The organism is Rhodanobacter sp. UC4437_H4, from assembly GCF_052978425.1.
The window spans coordinates 737,290-754,597 of record NZ_CM129673.1; the positions used below are offsets into that span (position 1 = coordinate 737,290).

At 68.7% G+C, this 17,308-nt stretch carries 16 protein-coding genes, 1 tRNA gene and 1 riboswitch; of the genes, 9 read left to right on the forward strand and 8 right to left on the reverse strand.

The window, feature by feature from the left end; genetic code table 11:
* Positions 1–195 precede the first annotated feature (195 nt).
* Positions 196–1,092 (reverse strand): DnaJ C-terminal domain-containing protein, encoded by an 897-nt coding sequence (locus tag ACVCL3_RS03610; RefSeq protein WP_447100464.1) that lies wholly within the window; start codon positions 1,090–1,092, stop codon positions 196–198.
* 106 nt (positions 1,093–1,198) lie between these two features.
* Positions 1,199–1,651, reverse strand: a complete 453-nt coding sequence (locus tag ACVCL3_RS03615; protein WP_395118210.1) for an Hsp20/alpha crystallin family protein — start codon at positions 1,649–1,651, stop codon at positions 1,199–1,201.
* A 132-nt stretch (positions 1,652–1,783) separates the two neighbouring features.
* Here ACVCL3_RS03615 and ACVCL3_RS03620 point away from each other — a divergent pair, with 132 nt between their 5' ends.
* On the forward strand, positions 1,784–2,290 hold the full coding sequence (locus ACVCL3_RS03620; RefSeq protein ID WP_447100465.1) for a redoxin family protein: 507 nt from the start codon (positions 1,784–1,786) through the stop codon (positions 2,288–2,290).
* A gap of 12 nt (positions 2,291–2,302) precedes the next feature.
* The gene (gene rnt / locus ACVCL3_RS03625; protein WP_447100466.1) at positions 2,303–2,992 is read left to right on the forward strand and encodes a ribonuclease T; all 690 of its coding nucleotides are present in this window, start codon (positions 2,303–2,305) and stop codon (positions 2,990–2,992) included.
* Between the two features lie 45 nt (positions 2,993–3,037).
* On the opposite strand, the gene ACVCL3_RS03630 is transcribed toward rnt, so the two are convergent.
* Genes ACVCL3_RS03630 through rnr form a run of 3 tightly spaced genes read right to left on the reverse strand, consistent with a single transcriptional unit; the run spans position 3,038 to position 6,758 of the window.
* Positions 3,038–3,319 (reverse strand): CBU_0592 family membrane protein, encoded by a 282-nt coding sequence (locus ACVCL3_RS03630; protein WP_395118204.1) that lies wholly within the window; start codon positions 3,317–3,319, stop codon positions 3,038–3,040.
* Positions 3,316–4,062, reverse strand: coding sequence for a 23S rRNA (guanosine(2251)-2'-O)-methyltransferase RlmB (gene rlmB, locus ACVCL3_RS03635; RefSeq protein ID WP_447100467.1), 747 nt, complete (start codon positions 4,060–4,062; stop codon positions 3,316–3,318). The genes ACVCL3_RS03630 and rlmB overlap by 4 nt, the downstream gene beginning before the upstream one ends.
* Positions 4,059–6,758 (reverse strand): ribonuclease R, encoded by a 2,700-nt coding sequence (gene rnr, locus ACVCL3_RS03640; RefSeq protein WP_447100468.1) that lies wholly within the window; start codon positions 6,756–6,758, stop codon positions 4,059–4,061. Before rnr ends, rlmB begins: the two co-directional genes overlap by 4 nt.
* A 134-nt stretch (positions 6,759–6,892) precedes the next feature.
* Between rnr and ACVCL3_RS03645 the strand changes: the two genes are divergently transcribed.
* Positions 6,893–6,979, forward strand: a tRNA-Leu gene (locus tag ACVCL3_RS03645).
* 126 nt (positions 6,980–7,105) lie between these two features.
* Here the strand turns inward: ACVCL3_RS03645 and ACVCL3_RS03650 are convergent.
* On the reverse strand, positions 7,106–7,513 hold the full coding sequence (locus tag ACVCL3_RS03650) for a VOC family protein (protein ID WP_447100469.1): 408 nt from the start codon (positions 7,511–7,513) through the stop codon (positions 7,106–7,108).
* Between the two features lie 191 nt (positions 7,514–7,704).
* Positions 7,705–7,802: riboswitch (glycine riboswitch) on the forward strand.
* 38 nt (positions 7,803–7,840) lie between these two features.
* Here ACVCL3_RS03650 and gcvP point away from each other — a divergent pair.
* Positions 7,841–10,708, forward strand: coding sequence for an aminomethyl-transferring glycine dehydrogenase (gene gcvP / locus ACVCL3_RS03655; RefSeq protein WP_447100470.1), 2,868 nt, complete (start codon positions 7,841–7,843; stop codon positions 10,706–10,708).
* A gap of 15 nt (positions 10,709–10,723) precedes the next feature.
* On the opposite strand, the gene ACVCL3_RS03660 is transcribed toward gcvP, so the two are convergent.
* Complete coding sequence (locus ACVCL3_RS03660) at positions 10,724–11,620, reverse strand: hypothetical protein (RefSeq protein ID WP_395118189.1); 897 nt, start codon at positions 11,618–11,620, stop codon at positions 10,724–10,726.
* Between the two features lie 280 nt (positions 11,621–11,900).
* Here ACVCL3_RS03660 and ACVCL3_RS03665 point away from each other — a divergent pair, with 280 nt between their 5' ends.
* The 5 genes from ACVCL3_RS03665 (at position 11,901) to alkB (ending at position 16,895) form a co-directional block, all read left to right on the forward strand.
* The gene (locus ACVCL3_RS03665) at positions 11,901–13,463 is read left to right on the forward strand and encodes an SDR family NAD(P)-dependent oxidoreductase (protein ID WP_447100471.1); all 1,563 of its coding nucleotides are present in this window, start codon (positions 11,901–11,903) and stop codon (positions 13,461–13,463) included.
* A gap of 118 nt (positions 13,464–13,581) precedes the next feature.
* Positions 13,582–14,283 (forward strand): pirin family protein, encoded by a 702-nt coding sequence (locus ACVCL3_RS03670; RefSeq protein ID WP_447100472.1) that lies wholly within the window; start codon positions 13,582–13,584, stop codon positions 14,281–14,283.
* Positions 14,284–14,437: 154 nt separating this feature from the next.
* Entirely contained in the window at positions 14,438–15,514 is a 1,077-nt protein-coding gene (gene ada, locus ACVCL3_RS03675; RefSeq protein ID WP_447100473.1) for a bifunctional DNA-binding transcriptional regulator/O6-methylguanine-DNA methyltransferase Ada, read from the forward strand.
* The gene (locus tag ACVCL3_RS03680) at positions 15,511–16,242 is read left to right on the forward strand and encodes a 2OG-Fe(II) oxygenase (protein ID WP_447100474.1); all 732 of its coding nucleotides are present in this window, start codon (positions 15,511–15,513) and stop codon (positions 16,240–16,242) included. The genes ada and ACVCL3_RS03680 overlap by 4 nt, the downstream gene beginning before the upstream one ends.
* Positions 16,239–16,895 (forward strand): DNA oxidative demethylase AlkB, encoded by a 657-nt coding sequence (alkB, locus tag ACVCL3_RS03685; protein ID WP_447100475.1) that lies wholly within the window; start codon positions 16,239–16,241, stop codon positions 16,893–16,895. Before ACVCL3_RS03680 ends, alkB begins: the two co-directional genes overlap by 4 nt.
* Here the strand turns inward: alkB and ACVCL3_RS03690 are convergent.
* Positions 16,873–17,301 (reverse strand): DUF2231 domain-containing protein, encoded by a 429-nt coding sequence (locus ACVCL3_RS03690; RefSeq protein ID WP_447100476.1) that lies wholly within the window; start codon positions 17,299–17,301, stop codon positions 16,873–16,875. The two genes, alkB and ACVCL3_RS03690, sit on opposite strands and share 23 nt — an antisense overlap.
* Positions 17,302–17,308 lie beyond the last annotated feature (7 nt).

Genomic DNA, 17,308 nt, shown 5'->3' on the forward strand with positions numbered 1-17,308 from the left:
TCGTGTGATTGAACGGAAGGCCGCCGCGAGGCGGCCTTTTGCTTGCCGGCGGCCGCGTCATCTGCAGGAGCGCACCCTGTGCGCGATGCTCTTCGTCATGTGAGGGAAAGCACTGGGTAGGGCGGGCACTGCCCGCCGACCGCCCTTTCCGGCGCGCCGATGGCGGGCGGTGCCCGCCCTACGACGTGCGGAACTTCAGCCTCGCGGATCGTAGTCCGCGAAACTCTTCCGCAAGACCTCATAGGCCTTGCGCTGCGCATCGCTGTCGGCCGCCGGCGTGCGAATGGACAATTCCACCAGCTGATCGCCCGGATTGCCGCCAGGCATGCCGCGGCCCTTCAGCCTCAGCTTGCGGCCTGACTGCGAGCCGGCGGGGATGCGCAGGTCCACGGTGCCCGCCAGCGTCGGCACCGGTACGGTCGCGCCCAGCGCGGCTTCCCACGGCGCGATCGGCAGCACGTGGACGACGTTGCGACCGTCGAGGCGAAAGCGCGGGTCGTCGCGGATGATCACTTCCAGCAGCAGGTCGCCCTTGGGTCCACCGCCCATGCCCGACTGACCCTGGCCCGAGAGACGGATCACCTGGCCGCTCTGGATGCCGGCGGGGATCTTCACCTCGAGCACGCGCTCGCCGCCGGACGAATCGTGCATGGCCAACCGCGTAGGGCCGCCGTCGAAGGCGGTCTGCAGGTCGATCTGCACCGAGGCCTGCACGTCCTGCCCACGCCGCGGCCGCGGCTGGCCGCGATGGCCGCCATGCGCAGCGCCGCGACCGAACAGGCTTTCGAAGAAATCGCTGAAATCACCGGCGTCGCCACCGAAGCCCTGTTGCTCCTGCCAGCCCGGCGGCGGGCGGAACTGCTCGCCCTGGCGATAACCGCCGGCGCGCAACTGGTCGTAGGAGCGCCGCTTCTCGGCGTCCTTCAACACCTCGTTGGCTTCGTTGACCGCCTTGAACTTCTCCTCGGCGCCCGCGTCCTTGTTCTTGTCCGGGTGGTACTTGCGCGCCAACTTGCGATACGCCGCCTTGATGTCGGCCTCGCTGGCGTCAGGCTTGACGCCGAGGATCTCGTAATAATCTTTGAATTCCACACCCGCTCCTTTTCGTCGGTACCGCAGCCCGAAAGGCTGCGCCCCGCCGTGGAGCATTATCCACGACGGGGCGGGTCTTCATACCGCGTTGCGTGTGCAGCGCAGGTCAGTTGCCGGTGTCGATCGCGATGCGACGCGGCGTGGTTTCGGGCTTCTTCGGAATCGCGATCTCCAGCACGCCGAAACGGCCATGCGCGCTGATGTTCTCCGCGTCGGCGCTTTCCGGCAGCGAGAAGCGGCGATGGAAGGTGCCGTAGACGCGCTCCTGCCGGGTCAGCCTGCCGCCGTCCTTTTCGTTGTCGACGGTGCGTTCGCCCTTGATGGTGAGGATGCTCTTGTCCATGCTCACCTCGATCGTGGACGGGTCCACGCCGGGCACGTCGACCAGGATCATGAAGCGCTTGTCTTCCTCGCGGATGTCCACCCGCGGCGCCCACTGGCTGGTTTCCACGGTGGACTGGTCATTGTCGCCGGCGCCGAAAAAGCGGCTCATGACCTGGCGGAAATCGTCCGGCGTACCGAACTCGCGGTTCCACACGGATTGACGGCTCACGTTCATTTCAGTGCCTCCTCTGACGGGTTTGCGGCGTGATCGCCGCCTGCTCCGGAAATAGGTGCTCGCCGCGGCGATTCAAGGCACCCGACCGCCAAAACCACTAGCATGCAAGCGTTGTTCACCATTGAGCGATCCATGACCATCCAACCCGGGGACACCCTGCCCGACGTCGCGATCAAGATGATCGACGGCGACATCCGGCCCGTGCACACAGGCGCGCTGTTCGGCGGACGCAAGGCCGTGCTGTTCGGCGTGCCTGGCGCGTTCACGCCGACCTGCTCGAACCATCACCTGCCCGGCTACGTGGCGGCGTTCGCCGAGTTCCAGGCGCGCGGCATCGCGGTGATGTGCCTCGCGGTCAACGACGCCTACGTGATGCAGGCGTGGGCCACCGCGCAGCACGTGCCACGCGGGCTGCTGATGCTGGCCGACGGCAACGCCAGCTTCACCCGCGCGCTGGGCCTGGAACTGGATGGCAGCGACTTCGGCATGGGCATCCGCGCGCGCCGGTTCGCGCTGTATGCCGAGGATGGCGTGGTGCGGCAATTGCAGCTGGAAGCGCCGGGCGAACTGCGCGTGTCCACCGCCGAGGCGATGCTCGCGGCGATCGGCCAGGCGCCGGGTGCACCGCACGGCGGCTGATATGCTGCGCCGATGGATATCGTCAACAACCCTGCCGTGGCCCGCATGGCCGAGCGTTTCCGTGGTTTCCTGCCGGTCGTGGTCGACGTGGAGACGGGCGGCTTCGATGCCGAACACGATGCGCTGCTGGAAATCGCCGCGATACCGCTGCGCATCGACGAGGCCGGCTTCCTGAGCACCAAGGAGCTGGTCACCACCCACGTGGAGCCGTTCCCCGGCGCCAACCTCGATCCCCGTTCGCTGGAGATCACCGGGATCGATCCGGACAATCCATTGCGCGGCGCCCTGCCCGAACGCCAGGCGCTGGACCACGTTTTCCAGGTGGTGCGCGAGGCGGTGCGCGAGGCGGGTTGCCAGCGCGCGATCCTGGTCGGCCACAACGCCGCCTTCGATCTGGGCTTTCTCAACCAGGCGGTGCGCCGCTGCGGGTACAAGCGCAATCCGTTCCATCCGTTCAGCTGTTTCGACACGGTCACCCTGGCCGGCTTGGCCTATGGCCAGACCGTGCTGAGCAAGGCGGTGCTGGCGGCGGGCTTGACCTTCGACAGCCGCGAGGCGCATTCGGCCGTCTACGACGCCGAGCGCACCGCCGAGCTGTTCTGCAGCATCGTCAACCGCTGGCGGCAACTGGAGCTGGTGGAACGGGCGAGCCTCGACCTCGGCGCGTCCGGTGCGCGAGGTGGCGACGTCCCGATCGCCTGACGGGCCACCCGCGGAACCGGCGGCACGCGGATTCAGGCAGTCAACCTATGGCGCGTGGCCAGCCGGCGGCGGCATCGTGCGACGACGACGCCAGTTGTTCACCACGCCATAGACGCCGATGGCGATCCAGGCGGCTTCCAGCAGGAAGGCGGACAGGTTGAAGCTGCCGAATACCAGCGACAACAGCACACCGAGCGCGCCGAAAATGTTCATCGTCTGGTAGATCAGCCCGTTGCCATGCAGGCGATGCCCCTGCAGCAGCAGAAAGGCCAGCAACACCAGCGCCACGCCGAGATAGCCGGCCCAGTCGTACCAGAAGAAAGTCATCGCTTCGCTCCGCGCTGGCGCAACGCCTCGAACAAGGCCACGCCAGTGGCGACGGAGACGTTGAGGCTCTCCATCGAACCGGGCATGGGGATCTTCGCCACGAAATCGCACAGTTCGCGGGTGAGCCGGCGGATGCCCTCGCCTTCGCTGCCCAGCACCAGCGCCACCGGTCCCTTGAAGTCGATACAGTAGATCGTGGTCTCGGTGTCGCCCGCCAGGCCGGTGATCCACACGCCGGCATCCTTCAGCTCGCGCAGTGTACGCGCCAGGTTGGTCACCGCGATCAGCGGTACCCGGTCGGCGCCGCCGGCCGAGGCGCGGCGCACCACCGGCGTGAGGCCGACCGCGCGATCCTTCGGCACGATCACCGCGGTGACTTTCGCCGCGGCGGCGCTGCGCAGGCAGGCGCCGAGGTTGTGCGGATCGGTGACACCGTCCAGCACCAGCACCAGGGTATCGCCGCCGTCGCGTTCGAGCAGGCCGGCAAGGTCGCTTTCGTGCGCGGCCGGCGCCGCCTCGTAACGCGCCGCCACGCCCTGGTGGCGCGCTTCGCCCGCGTGCTTGTCCAGCTCCTCGCGCGGACGGTGGCGTACCGCGATGCCCAGCTTCTTTGCGCGCTCGGCCAGCTCCAGCACGCGGGCGTTGCGCTGGCCGTTCTCCACCAGCAGCTCACGCACGCGCTCGGCATCGTTGCTCAATGCGCCCTCGACGGGATTGATGCCGACGATCCAGCTCTCACTCATGGCTTGCCTTTCGGTTTCGGTTTGCGGCCGCCGTGCTTCTTCGGCGCCGGCGGGACGGCAGCCGGGGCCGGCGCGCGCCTGGCGGAACCGTCCTTGCGCGGGCGACGATCGGACGACGGTTCGACCCTGCGGCCCTGATGCTGGCCGCCGGCATGCTGGCGCCCTGCCGGCGGCTGTGCACGCGGCGGCGGACTATCGCTCGCCGCAGCCTTGCGCAGGGCCGGCGCCGGTGTGGCAACCTCGGCCTCCTTGCGGCCGAATGCGCGGCCGATCGCCTTGGCGGCGCGACCGAACATGCCCGGTGCCTTGGTCGTGGCGGCCGCCTTCTTCGGCAGCGAATAGCGCTCGCCCGCGGCGGCATAGTCATACGCCTTGCCGCTGCCGGTCGGGGCTGGGGCCGGGGCCGACGTGCGCGGCGAGACCAGGCGGAAGTCGATCTTGCGATCCTCCAGGCTGGCGCGCAGCACCTGGATGCGCACGTGGTCGCCGAGGCGGAACTGCGCGCCGGTGCGCTCACCCTTGAGCAGCTTGCGCACCGCGTCGAAGTGGTAGTAGTCGTTCACCAGCTGGCTGATGTGCACCAGGCCGGAAACCTTCGATTCGTCCAGCTCCACGAACAGGCCGAACGAGGTGACCCCGGTGACCACGCCGTCGAACTCGCTGCCGATGTGCTTCTCCATCCACGCGCACTTGAAGCGCTCGTCCACGTCGCGCTCGGCCTCCTCGGCACGACGCTCGCGCTGCGAGCAATGCACGGCCATCGCCGCCACCTCGGCGGGCGTGTAGGTGTAGTCGCTGGGCTTGCCGCCGGTCAGCGCGTAACGGATCGCGCGATGCACCAGCAGGTCGGGATAACGACGGATCGGCGAGGTGAAGTGCGCGTACGCCTGCAGCGACAGGCCGAAGTGGCCGCGGTTGTCGGGCTGGTAGGCGGCCATGCTCTGCGAGCGCAGCAGCACGCTCTGGATCAGTTCGCGCTCGGGGCGATCGCGCACCAGTGCGAGGATCTCGGAGAAGTCGGCCGGGGTCACCTCCTCCACCGGCGGCATGCGCAGCTTGAACTCGCGCAGGAACTGCTGCAGGTCCTCGTATTTCTCCGCCGGCGGCGGCTCGTGTGCGCGGAACAGCGCGGGGATTTTCCTCTTCTCCAGGAACAGCGCGGCCTGCACATTGGCCGCGATCATGCACTCCTCGATCAGCTTGTGCGCGTCGTTGCGTTCGGTGGCACCCATCGACTCCACGCCGCCGCTCTGGTCGAGACGGAACTTCACCTCCGGCGTCTCGAAGTCGATCGCGCCGCGGCGCTTGCGCTGCGCCGCCATCGCCTTGTACAGCGCGTGCAGGTTCTCGAGCTGCGGCAGCACGTCGGCGACTTCGTGGCGTGCGTCCTTCTCGCGCAGGCCGACCGCCTGCCACACCTTGTCGTAGGTCAGCCGCGCATGCGAGCGCATCACCGCGTCGTAGAACTTCGAACGGGCGACGTTGCCCTCGGCGTCGACGGTCATGTCGCAGACCATGCACAGCCGCTCGACCTTCGGGTTCAGTGAGCAGATGCCGTTGGAAAGCGTCTCCGGCAGCATCGGCACGACGAAGCCGGGGAAATAGGTGGACGTGCTGCGCTCGTATGCCTCGCGATCCAGCGCGTTGCCTGCCTGCACGTAGTGCGACACGTCGGCGATCGCCACGATCAGCCGCCAGCCACCACCACGCTTCGGCTCGGCATACACCGCATCGTCGAAGTCGCGGGCATCGGCGCCGTCGATGGTGACCAGCGGCAGCTTGCGGATGTCGGTACGGCCTTCCCGCTCGGCAGCGGTCACCTCCGCTTCCACCTGCGCCGCATCACGCAACACTTCGGCCGGCCATTCGTGCGGCAGGTCGTGGCTGGCGATCGCCATCTCCACCACCAGCGAGGGCTGCAGGCGATTGCCCAGCACCGCGCGGATCTCGCCCAGCGGACCGCGGTAAGGCGTCGGCGGGTCGGTGATCTCCACCACCACGATCTGGCCGGACTCGGCGCTCTGCTCCTGGCCCGGCTTGATGATCACGTCCTGGTTCAGGCGGCGATCGTCGGGCGTGACCAGGGTGACGCCATCCTCGATCAACACGCGGCCAACCAGGCGCGGCGAGCGACGTTCCAGCACTTCGGCGATCGCACCCTGCTTGCGGCCGCGACGGTCGATGCCGACCACGCTGGCCAGCACGCGATCACCATGCAGCACCGTACGCATCTGCTGCGGCGACAGGTACAGGTCTTCGCCGCCCTCGTCGGGGCGCAGGAACCCGTAGCCCTCGGCGTTGGCCAGCACGCGGCCGGCGATCAGGTCGAGCTTGCGCGTCGGCGCGTAGCCGCCGCGCCGGCCCAGCAGCAACTGGGCATCGCGCACCATCGCCGCGAGCCGCTTGCGCAGTGCCTCGAGGTCGACTTCATCGTGAATCTGCAGCGCGTCGGCGATGCGCGCTTCGGTCAGCAGTTCGCCGCGCTCTTCCAGCAGGGCGAGGATCGCCTCGCGGCTGGGGATGGGGCGCGCATAGCGCTGTGCCTCGCGATTGGCATGCGGGTCGCGCACGGCGCCGGTGGCAGCCTTGCCGCGCTTGTCCGGCGCGGATGGCCCGCGCGACGAGCGACTGCCGGTTTTCTTCGGGGGGCGCGCATCCGGGGAACGGCCGGACGTGGGGGGAGTTTTTCTGGTCACTAAGTATCCTTGTGGTGTCACGCGGCGCAGAGAATGACACGGCGCGTGCGATGAGGGTGAAAAAGAGTTGACAAGCCAGCGGTCGATGCCTACATTACGCGGCTCACGCAGCTCGCTGAGCGGTGTGGCACCTTGCCCAGGTGGCGGAATTGGTAGACGCACTAGCTTCAGGTGCTAGCGGGGGCAACTCCGTGGAGGTTCGAGTCCTCTTCTGGGCACCAATTGTAAACGAAGGCCGCCTTTCAAGGCGGCCTTCGTCTTTTCAGGGTTTGCATTGAAGTCAGGAAGGCCGCCTTCCGGCCCACACCGCTCACCCTGAGCGTGCGGGGAGCGCAGTTCTTCGCGCTTCAAGCGACTGCCGGCCCCTTCAGCTCGATCATGTTGCCCTGCGGATCGTAAAGGTAGATCGACGGGCCCTCGCCGCGTGCGCCATAGCGCGAACCCGACTCGCCGATACGCACGCCGTGCGCCCGCAGATGGGCCAGGATCGCCGCCTCGTCGTAATCCTCCACGCGCAGGCACAGGTGGTCCATGTTGTGGCCCTGTGCAGCCGGTGCCGCGCCGCCGAGACGGCCGAGCTTGCCGTCGATCGCCACCAGATCGATCAGCGAGGCGCCGGCACGCAGTTGCACCAGGCCGATCTCGTCCTGGCGCCGCTCCTCGCGGCAACCCAGTACGTCGCAATAGAAGCGCTGCATGGCCACCGGGTCGATGGCGCGCAGCACCACGTGGTCGATCTCGCCGATGCGGAGCATGCGGGTTCCTCCACTGGACGGGGCGCCAAGCATAGTGCCGGTTCCACCTGAACCGCGCCCGCCGCACACGTGCCCGACCTGTATAATCGCCGGGGTAAAACGCATGGTGGGAGAAGCCGCGCGCTCCCGACCGGAGCACCGGCTGCCGAAGGCGCAACGCCCGTAATCGCTCAGGCTCCATACCATCCTGCGTCAAACACTCTGGAGAGAGCGGTTGAATCCGCCGCCGAAGGGGCACGAAACGCCGCCGCGTTTCCAAACTCTCAGGCAAAAGGACAGAGGGGCGCCCCACGTGCGGCACGGCACGTTGTCTGCGGATGCCCTTTCATGACCTCGAAGAACCCGACCTCCCTGCGCGACCTCGAACACCACGGCGCGTTCATCGAACGCCACATCGGTCCGGACGACGCCGAGATCGCACAGATGCTGCGCGTGATCGGCCACGATTCGCTGGAGTCGATGACCGACGCCATCGTTCCCGGCTCGATCAAGTCCGCCGCCCCGCTGGCCTTGCCCGAAGCGATCACCGAGGAGGCCGCGCTGGCCAAGATCCGCGCGATCGCCGGCAAGAACCAGGTGTTCCGCAGCTTCATCGGCCAGGGCTATTACGGCACGCTGACGCCGAACGTCATCCTGCGCAACATCCTGGAGAATCCGGCCTGGTACACCGCGTACACGCCGTACCAGGCGGAGATCTCGCAGGGCCGCATGGAGGCGCTGATCAACTTCCAGACGATGTGCGCCGACCTCACCGGGATGGAGATCGCCAACGCCTCGCTGCTGGACGAGGCCACCGCCGCGGCCGAGGCGATGACCCTGGCCAAGCGCTCGTGCAAGTCGAAGTCGAACGTGTTCTTCGTGTCCAGCGGCGTGCACCCGCAGGCGCTGGAAGTGGTGCGCACGCGCGCCGAACCGCTGGGCATCGAACTGGTGGTCGGCGCGGACAGCGATGCGGCCGGTACCGATGCGTTCGGCGTGCTGCTGCAGTACCCGGACACCTTCGGCAGCATCAACGATTACCAGGCGATCGCCGACGCCGTGCACGCGCGCGGCGGCGTGGTCGCGGTCGCCACCGACCTGCTCGCGCTGACCCTGATCGCCGCGCCCGGCGAATGGGGCGCCGACATCGTGGTGGGCAACTCGCAGCGCTTCGGCGTGCCGTTCGGCTTCGGCGGCCCGCACGCCGCGTTCATGGCCTGCCGCGACGCGTACAAGCGCTCGATGCCGGGCCGCCTGATCGGCGTGTCGATCGACACCGAGGGCAAGGCGGCCTACCGCCTCACCCTGCAGACGCGCGAGCAGCACATCCGCCGCGAGAAGGCCACCTCCAACATCTGCACCGCGCAGGTGCTGCTGGCGGTGATGGCCAGCATGTACGCGGTCTACCACGGCCCCGCCGGGCTCACCCGCATCGCGCGCCGCACGCATCGCCTGGCCGCGATCCTGACCGTCGCGCTGCGTCGGGCCGGCGTGAAGGTGGGCGGCGATTTCTTCGATACGCTGCACATCACCGGCATCGACGCCGCCGCTGTCCATGCCAAGGCCCGCGCTGCAGGCATCAACCTGCGCGAGCTGGACGCCAGCAGCCTCGGCATCAGCCTGGACGAGACCACCACCCGCGCCGACGTCGTCGCACTGGCGGGCCTGTTCGGTGCCGAGATCGACATCGACGCGCTCGATGCCGAAGTCCACGACGCGCTGCCACGCACGCTGCTGCGCAAGAGCGACTTCCTCACCCACCCGGTGTTCAACACGCACCACAGCGAGCACGAGCTGCTGCGCTACATGCGCGCGCTGGCCGACAAGGACCTGGCGATGGATCGCACGATGATCCCGCTGGGCTCGTGCACCATGAAGCTCAACGCCACCGCCGAGATGATCCCGGTCACTTGGCCGGAATTCGCCAACATCCATCCGCTGGCGCCGGCCGCGCAGGCGCAGGGCTACAAGGAACTGATCGACGGCTTGGAAGCGATGCTGGTCGAATGCACCGGCTACGACGCGGTGAGCCTGCAGCCGAACTCCGGCGCGCAGGGCGAGTACGCCGGCCTGCTGGCGATCCGCGCCTACCACCGCTCGCGCGGCGACGCGCATCGCGACATCTGCCTGATCCCCGAATCCGCCCACGGCACCAACCCGGCCTCCGCGCACCTGTGCGGCATGACCGTGGTGGTGACCAAGTGCGACAGCAACGGCAACGTCGACGTCGAGGACATCCGCCGCGCCGCCGAGAAGTATTCGGACCGTCTCGCCGCGCTGATGATCACCTACCCGTCCACGCATGGCGTGTTCGAGGAAGACATCGTGGCGATCTGCGAGATCGTGCACGCGCACGGCGGCCAGGTGTACACCGACGGTGCCAACATGAACGCGCTGGTCGGCGTGGCCAAGCCCGGCAAGTGGGGCTCGGACGTGTCGCACCTGAACCTGCACAAGACCTTCTGCATCCCGCACGGCGGTGGCGGCCCGGGTGTCGGCCCGTGCGCGGTGAAGTCGCACCTCGCCCCGTTCCTGCCGAGGAAGTTCGGCGAGGAAAGCCCGGTCGGCATGGTTTCTGCGGCAAGCTTCGGCAGCGCCTCGATCCTGCCGATCAGCTGGATGTACATCACCCTGATGGGCCAGCAGGGCCTGCGCAAAGCCACCCAGGTCGCCCTGCTCAACGCCAACTACATCGCCAAGCGGCTCGAAGCGCACTACCCCACCCTGTACACCGGCCGCAACGGGCTGGTGGCGCACGAGTGCATCCTCGACCTGCGCCCTCTCAAGGACGCCACCGGCATCGGCGCCGAGGACGTGGCGAAGCGGCTGATCGACTTTGGCTTCCACGCGCCGACGCTGAGCTTCCCGGTGTCCGGCACCTTGATGGTGGAACCGACCGAGAGCGAATCGCAGGTCGAGCTGGACCGCTTCATCGACGCGATGATCCAGATCCGCGACGAGATCCGCGCGATCGAGGAGGGCAAGCTCGACCGCGAGGACAACCCGCTGAAGAACGCCCCGCACACCGCCACCATGGTCAGCGCCAGCGAGTGGACCCACGCCTACCCGCGCGAACTGGCCGCCTTCCCGCTGGCCAGCCTGAAGCTGCAGAAGTACTGGCCGCCGGTCGCCCGCGTCGACAACGTCTACGGCGACAAGCACATCATGTGCGCCTGCATCCCGGTGGATGCGTACAAGGAAGAAGCCGAGGCCTGAGCCCGAAGGGCAGGCTCAGCCGGTTGCAGCCCGCGGCATGCCCGCGGGCTGCGCGTTCCCGGCACGCGGGCCGACCCCGCTGGAGTGCGCGCGCGTCGACAACACCAGCGCGACCTGATGTTCGGCACGCATGCGGGCGGCCTTGGCGGCAAACCACGCCTTGGGCCCCGCCAGCAGCACCGCGCAGACTGCGTTGGCCCGGCAAAATGCGTCGATGCTCTGGCGCAGGTGGACCAGCAGACGTTCGTTGAACGCCTCGTTCAATGCCTCGACGCGGAACGGCGGCGCGACATGTTCATCGAGCATGCCGGCCAGCGACGTTGCCACCTGCAGCGCAAGCCGCCGGTTGTGGCGCGTCACCTCCGGCGCACCGGCCGGAGCCTGCCAGGCACCGTCGAGCGCGTCGACCAGCTCGTGGAACTCGCGGCGATTCAGCGGACGCTGCTGCACCGGCAGGCTGCGTCGGCGGATCAGCCATGCCTGATCCGCCGCAGGCAATGCATGCGAACGGTGGGTGGCGCGGTCGAGTGCCTCGCGCGGCGACAAGCCATCCGCGCCCAGCAGGTCGGCCAGTGCCTCACGCGTCAACGGTTGCGCCCGCGCGCTGCCATCCGGCGTGTACCAGCGGCGATATTCGAGCGTGGTGGGGGAAAACAGGTCGCGTGGCGGCTTGACCGTGGCGCGCGCTTCATCCGCATCGTCCAGTGCCGGCGCAACCGCGCGCAACCCGGCCGTCTGGGCGGCGGCGATGCGGTCGAGCAGGATTTCGGCCTTGACCAGATGGCCGTGGTAAGTCGCATGCCGGTCGCAAGCCTCGCGCGCCGGCAGGAAAAGAAAACGAAGGCGGGACCCGGGGTTGCCGATCACCGATGGCCCGAAATGGGCGAGGAAAACTGAACTGGACTTGCGCACAAACCGACCTGTTTGCCGGGGCTGATGCGAATGTCCTGCCGCGATGCCCCGGATCTGATGGACTGACCGCCCTCACCAGGCGGCCTCGCGCTCACGATGGCACACGTCGAAGGCACGAAATGTGGCACAGAGCTCATTCCGGGGTTGATCCCGTCGACACCCGATTACCGCGATTGGCGCAAAAACAGGCATCATGGGCGGCTCGCTTCCCGCGCAACCCGCGTGCGGCCCGGCCCGCAGCGCGCCGGCGATGCCCTGTTCGACCACGACCGACGCCCTCATGACCACGACCTGCCCGCCCCCTGCCGACGAAACGGACGCCGAACTGCTGGCGCAGGCGCGTGCCGCCATCCGGCTGCTGCAGACCATTGCCGACGACCGCGGGCTGCTCGAGCGGCTGCCCGTCGCGGAACGCCAACAGCTGCACCAGGCCGTGGCGCGGATGTACCACCCCGAACCGGGCGCGCGCCGGATTCGCCTCAAGGCCGCGGAGAAACAACGCCACGCCGCGCGCATCCAGGCCGAAGACACCGTGCTGAACCAGACCGGCATCCGCGCCCTGCGCCGCAAGCCGGTGTTCACCACGCCGAACGCGTTCGCGCCGGAAGGTTTCCTGCCGCACGACGTGCCGCCCGCGGCCGACGCCGCGCAGCCGCGCGAGTCGGTCGAGCCGAAGCACTGCTACGTGTGCAAGCGCAAGTACTCGACCATCCATTTCTTCTACGACCAGCTGTGCCCGGAGTGTGCCGCGTTCAACTATGCCAAGCGCGGCGAACTGGCCGACCTGCGCGGGCGCGTGGCACTGCTCACCGGCGGCCGGGTGAAGATCGGTTACCAGGCCGGCCTGAAGCTGCTGCGCGCCGGCGCCGAGCTGATCGTCACCACGCGCTTCCCGCGCGACTCGGCGGCGCGCTACGCGGCCGAGCCGGACTTCGCCGACTGGGGCCACCGCCTGCAGGTCTACGGCCTGGACCTGCGCCACACGCCCAGCGTCGAGGCGTTCTGCCAGGAGCTGGTGGCAACCCGGCCGCGGCTGGACTTCATCATCAACAACGCCTGCCAGACCGTGCGCCGCCCGCCGGATTTCTACGCACACATGATGGAAGGCGAGACCGCTGCGCTGCACGAGCTGCCCGAGCACGTGCGCCGGCTGGTCGGCCATTACGAAGGCCTGCGCGGCGCGGAGATCCTGCCCGGCAGCAGCGCGCTGGCCAGTCGCGGCGCCGACCTGCCCGGGCTGAGCCGGGCCGCCGAGCTGTCGCAGCTGCCGCTGCTGCCGGAAGAACTGCTGGCGCAGAGCCACCTGTTTCCCGAGGGCCGACTGGATCAGGACCTGCAGCAGGTCGACCTGCGCCAGCGCAACTCGTGGCGGCTGCTGATGGCCGAGGTGCCGTCGGTCGAATTGCTGGAGGTGCAGTTGGTCAACGCGATCGCGCCGTTCATCATCAACGCGCGGCTGAAGCCGCTGATGCTGCGCACGCCCGAGCGCGACAAACACATCGTCAACGTGTCGGCGATGGAGGGCCAGTTCTACCGCAGCTTCAAGACCACCCGCCACCCGCACACCAACATGGCCAAGGCCGCGCTGAACATGATGACGCGCACCGCGGCCACCGATTACCACAACGACGGCATCCACATGAACAGCGTCGACACCGGCTGGGTGACCGACGAGGACCCCGCCGAGCTGGCGGCGAAGAAAGTGCGCGAGGAACGCTTCCACCCACCGCTGGACATCGTCGACGGCGCCGCACGCATCGTCGACCCGATCATCCACGGCATCAACACCGGCGAGCATGTGTGGGGCCAGTTCCTGAAGGACTACCGCCCCACCGACTGGTGAGCCACTGGTGCCGGGGCGACGACAATCCGTTTCCTTCGCGCCGGTTTCAGACGGCACTGCGTAGCCTTATCTTGCGGACAGGCGCCATCCGGCGCGATCAAGCATGAGGAGCAACGCCGTGATTGAACGCAGACCCTTCGACCGCCTGGGCGGAGCCGACCACGGCTGGCTCAACGCCAAACACCATTTCTCCTTCGCCAGCTACCACGACGCGAATCGCATGGGCTGGGGCGCGCTGCGCGTGTGGAACGACGACACCATCGCGCCGCAGACCGGCTTCCCGCCGCACCCGCACGCGGACATGGAGATCATCACCTACGTGCGCGAAGGCGCGATCAGCCACCAGGACAGCCTGGGCAACGCCGGCCGCACCGAGGCCGGCGACGTGCAGGTGATGAGCGCCGGCAGCGGCATCACCCACAGCGAGTACAACCGGGAGGATGTGACCACGCGCATCTTCCAGATCTGGATCATCCCCGACGAGAACGGCCAGCCGCCGTCGTGGGGCGCGCGGCCGTTTCCCAGGGGCGATCGTTCCGGGCGCTTCGTGGCACTGGCCAGCGGCTTCAAGGACGACACCGAGGCGCTGCCGCTGCGCACCGATGCGCGCGTGCTGGGCGCCACGCTGAAGGCCGGCGAAAGCACCGAGTACCTGCTGGCCCCCGGCCGCTACGCCTACCTGGTACCGGCCACCGGCAAGGTGGACCTCAATGGCGTGCAACTGGACGCCCGCGACGGCGCCGCGATCCGCCAGGAGTCGACGCTGAAGGTCACCGCGCTGGAAGACGCCGAGCTGGTGCTGGTCGATACCGCGCCCTGAGCTTCGCGCATGCGGGCACGAGTGGCGCCCGGTGCCGACGCCCCGGCGGGCGCCGGCACGGCCAGCTCCAATTCGATCGCAAGACCCGGAGTGCCGCGGTGGCTGCCGGTCCGTAGATTGCGCCTTGAGCGATAATCCGACGGAAGGAACAGCCATGAAAACTCCCGAGAAACAGGCCGCACGTGCCGCCACCCTCGCCGACCCGCGCTGGGCCGCCGTGCAGGCACGCGATGCGCGTGCCGACGGCAGCTTCTTCTACTCGGTGCGCAGCACCGGCGTGTACTGTCGGCCGTCCTGCGCGGCGCGCCCCGCCCGCCCCGAGAACGTGGCGTTCCACGCCACCGCCGCCGAGGCGGAGCGCGCCGGCTTTCGCCCGTGCAGGCGCTGCCGGCCCGACCAGCCATCGCTCGCAGAGCAGCAGGCGGCGATGGTCACCGCCGCCTGCCGACTGATCGAGCAGGCCGAGACCGTACCCACGCTCGAACAGTTGGCGCAACCGAGCGGACTCAGCCCCTTCCACTTCCACCGCGTGTTCAAGGCGGTTGCCGGGGTGACCCCGAAGCAGTACGCCACGGCGCATCGCAACCGCCGCGTGCGCAGCGGCCTGGAGCGCAGCCACACGGTGACCGAGGCGATCTTCGATGCGGGCTACAACGCCAGTAGCCGCTTCTACGAAACGGCGAACGAGGTGCTGGGCATGACGCCCTCGCGCTATCGCGCCGGCGGTGCCGACAGCGAGATCCGCTTCGCCATCGGCGCCTGCTCGCTCGGCGCGATCCTGGTGGCGCAGAGCGCGCGCGGCGTGTGCGCGATCCTGCTCGGCGACGATCCGGACGCGCTGGCGCGCGACCTGCAGGACCGTTTCCCAAAGGCCAGGCTGATCGGCGGCGACCGCGACTACGAGCGCCTGGTGGCGCAGGTGGTCGGCTTTGTCGAAGCCCCTGCGCTGGGACTGGATCTGCCCTTGGACGTGCGCGGCACCGCGTTCCAGCAGCGCGTGTGGCAGGCGTTGCGCGAGATCCCGGTCGGCAGCACGGCCAGCTACAGCGAGATCGCGCGGCGCATCGGCGCGCCCAAGGCTTCGCGGGCGGTGGCGCAGGCATGTGCCGGCAACATGCTGGCGGTGGCGATCCCCTGCCATCGCGTGGTGCGCAATGACGGCGACCTGTCCGGCTACCGCTGGGGCGTGCCGCGCAAACGCGCGCTGCTGGAGCGCGAGGCGCAGGCATGAACGCGCAACTGCGCCCTGCCCCCGACACCGGTGCGCGGCTGCAGGCATGCGACTGGGCCGGCATCGGCGATGAACTCGACGCACACGGCTGCGCGATGCTGGAGGCCCTGCTGTCGCCGCAGGAGTGCGCGAAGCTGGCAAGCATGTACGCGGACGACGAACGTTTCCGCAGCCGCGTGGTGATGGGCCGCCACGGTTTCGGCCGTGGCGAATACCGCTATTTCGATTACCCCCTGCCCGAGCTGGTGGCCGGGCTACGCGGTGCGGTCTATCCGCGGTTGGCGCCGATCGCGAACCGCTGGAACGCGTCGATGGAACTGCCCGCGCGCTACCCCGCCACGCACGCCGAGTTCATCGAACGCTGCCACGCTGCCGGCCAGCGCCGCCCCACTCCGTTGCTGCTGCAGTACGGCGCGGGCGACTACAACTGCCTGCACCAGGACCTGTACGGCGAGCACGTGTTTCCGCTGCAGCTGGCGATCCTGCTGTCGGAGCCGGGGCGCGATTTCAGCGGCGGCGAGTTCGTGCTGACCGAACAGCGCCCGCGCATGCAGTCGCGCATCGAGGTGGTGCCGCTGCGCCAGGGCGATGCGGTGCTGTTCGCGGTGCACCAGCGGCCGCTGCAAGGTACCCGCGGCAGCTACCGGGTGAACATGCGCCACGGCGTCAGCCGCATGCGCCGCGGCCATCGCCACACGCTTGGCATCATCTTCCACGACGCCACATGATCAGCGCCGACCTGTTCGCCGCCACGCCTGCGCCTGCCCGCCGGGACGAGCCATTGTGCGAGGGCGCGATGGTGTTGCGCGGGTTTGCCCTGGCCAGCGAGGCGGTGTTGCTGCAGGCGCTCGATGCGATCGTGGCGCAGGCACCGTTCCGCCACCTGGTCACACCCGGCGGCTTGCGCATGTCGGTGGCGATGACCAATGCGGGGCCGCTGGGCTGGGTCAGCGATCGTCGTGGCTACCGCTACGACCCGATCGACCCGGACAGCGGCCGGCCCTGGCCACCGATGCCGGCGGTCTTCCTGCAACTGGCCGATGCCGCGGCGGCGCACGCCGGTTTCACCGGCTTCGTGCCGGATGCCTGCCTGCTCAACCGCTACGAGGCCGGCGCCCGGTTGAGCCTGCACCAGGACCGCGATGAACGCGACCTGGGCCAGCCGATCGTGTCGGTCTCGCTGGGCATCCCGGCCGTGTTCCTGTTCGGCGGCCTGCAGCGCGCGGATCGCCCGCAACGCGTGCCGCTGGCGCACGGCGACGTGGTCGTGTGGGGCGGTCCGGCGCGGCTGCGCTATCACGGCGTGCTGCCGTTGAAGCCACATCATCACCCGCTGCTGGGCGAGACCCGGATCAATCTCACGTTTCGTCGGGCGGGCTGACGCCGAGCCGGTGTCCGTACACCAGCTTGCCGCCCAGCCAGCCGGCCACGGCCAGGCACAGGAAACCCGACACGCTCAGAGCGATCGCCAGCAGGCTCGGCGCGATGAAATGCGTGCCGTGCAGGCGCAGGAACAGGCTGGCCACGTAGCAGCAGAGCGCGCCCATCACCATCAGCATGTGGCGGTTGACGTCCTTGAGCGCCGGGTTGTCTTCGGCGACCTTGGCCAGTTCGACCAGGCCGGCCAGCATGGCGGGGATCGAGAAGCCGATCCCCGCCAGCAGCAGGATGCCGGCGAAGCGCCACGCCGGTTCGCCCCAGGCCAGGCTGGCCAGATCCGCCGCGGTGGCCAGCGACCAGCAGGCAATCGGGAAATGCACCAGGGCCGGATGCAGCGGATGGCGCATGGCAGCG

What these genes read in the sequence shown, in the direction of transcription:
- ada (WP_447100473.1), top strand. Translation starts at nt 14,438, where the DNA reads ATGAAAACTCCCGAGAAACAGGCCGCACGTGCCGCCACCCTCGCCGAC.
- ACVCL3_RS03630 (WP_395118204.1), bottom strand. Translation starts at nt 3,319, where the DNA reads ATGACTTTCTTCTGGTACGACTGGGCCGGCTATCTCGGCGTGGCGCTG.
- rnt (WP_447100466.1), top strand. Translation starts at nt 2,303, where the DNA reads ATGGATATCGTCAACAACCCTGCCGTGGCCCGCATGGCCGAGCGTTTC.
- ACVCL3_RS03650 (WP_447100469.1), bottom strand. Translation starts at nt 7,513, where the DNA reads ATGCTCCGCATCGGCGAGATCGACCACGTGGTGCTGCGCGCCATCGAC.
- ACVCL3_RS03690 (WP_447100476.1), bottom strand. Translation starts at nt 17,301, where the DNA reads ATGCGCCATCCGCTGCATCCGGCCCTGGTGCATTTCCCGATTGCCTGC.
- ACVCL3_RS03665 (WP_447100471.1), top strand. Translation starts at nt 11,901, where the DNA reads ATGACCACGACCTGCCCGCCCCCTGCCGACGAAACGGACGCCGAACTG.
- ACVCL3_RS03615 (WP_395118210.1), bottom strand. Translation starts at nt 1,651, where the DNA reads ATGAACGTGAGCCGTCAATCCGTGTGGAACCGCGAGTTCGGTACGCCG.
- ACVCL3_RS03680 (WP_447100474.1), top strand. Translation starts at nt 15,511, where the DNA reads ATGAACGCGCAACTGCGCCCTGCCCCCGACACCGGTGCGCGGCTGCAG.
- gcvP (WP_447100470.1), top strand. Translation starts at nt 7,841, where the DNA reads ATGACCTCGAAGAACCCGACCTCCCTGCGCGACCTCGAACACCACGGC.
- rlmB (WP_447100467.1), bottom strand. Translation starts at nt 4,062, where the DNA reads ATGAGTGAGAGCTGGATCGTCGGCATCAATCCCGTCGAGGGCGCATTG.
- alkB (WP_447100475.1), top strand. Translation starts at nt 16,239, where the DNA reads ATGATCAGCGCCGACCTGTTCGCCGCCACGCCTGCGCCTGCCCGCCGG.
- ACVCL3_RS03620 (WP_447100465.1), top strand. Translation starts at nt 1,784, where the DNA reads ATGACCATCCAACCCGGGGACACCCTGCCCGACGTCGCGATCAAGATG.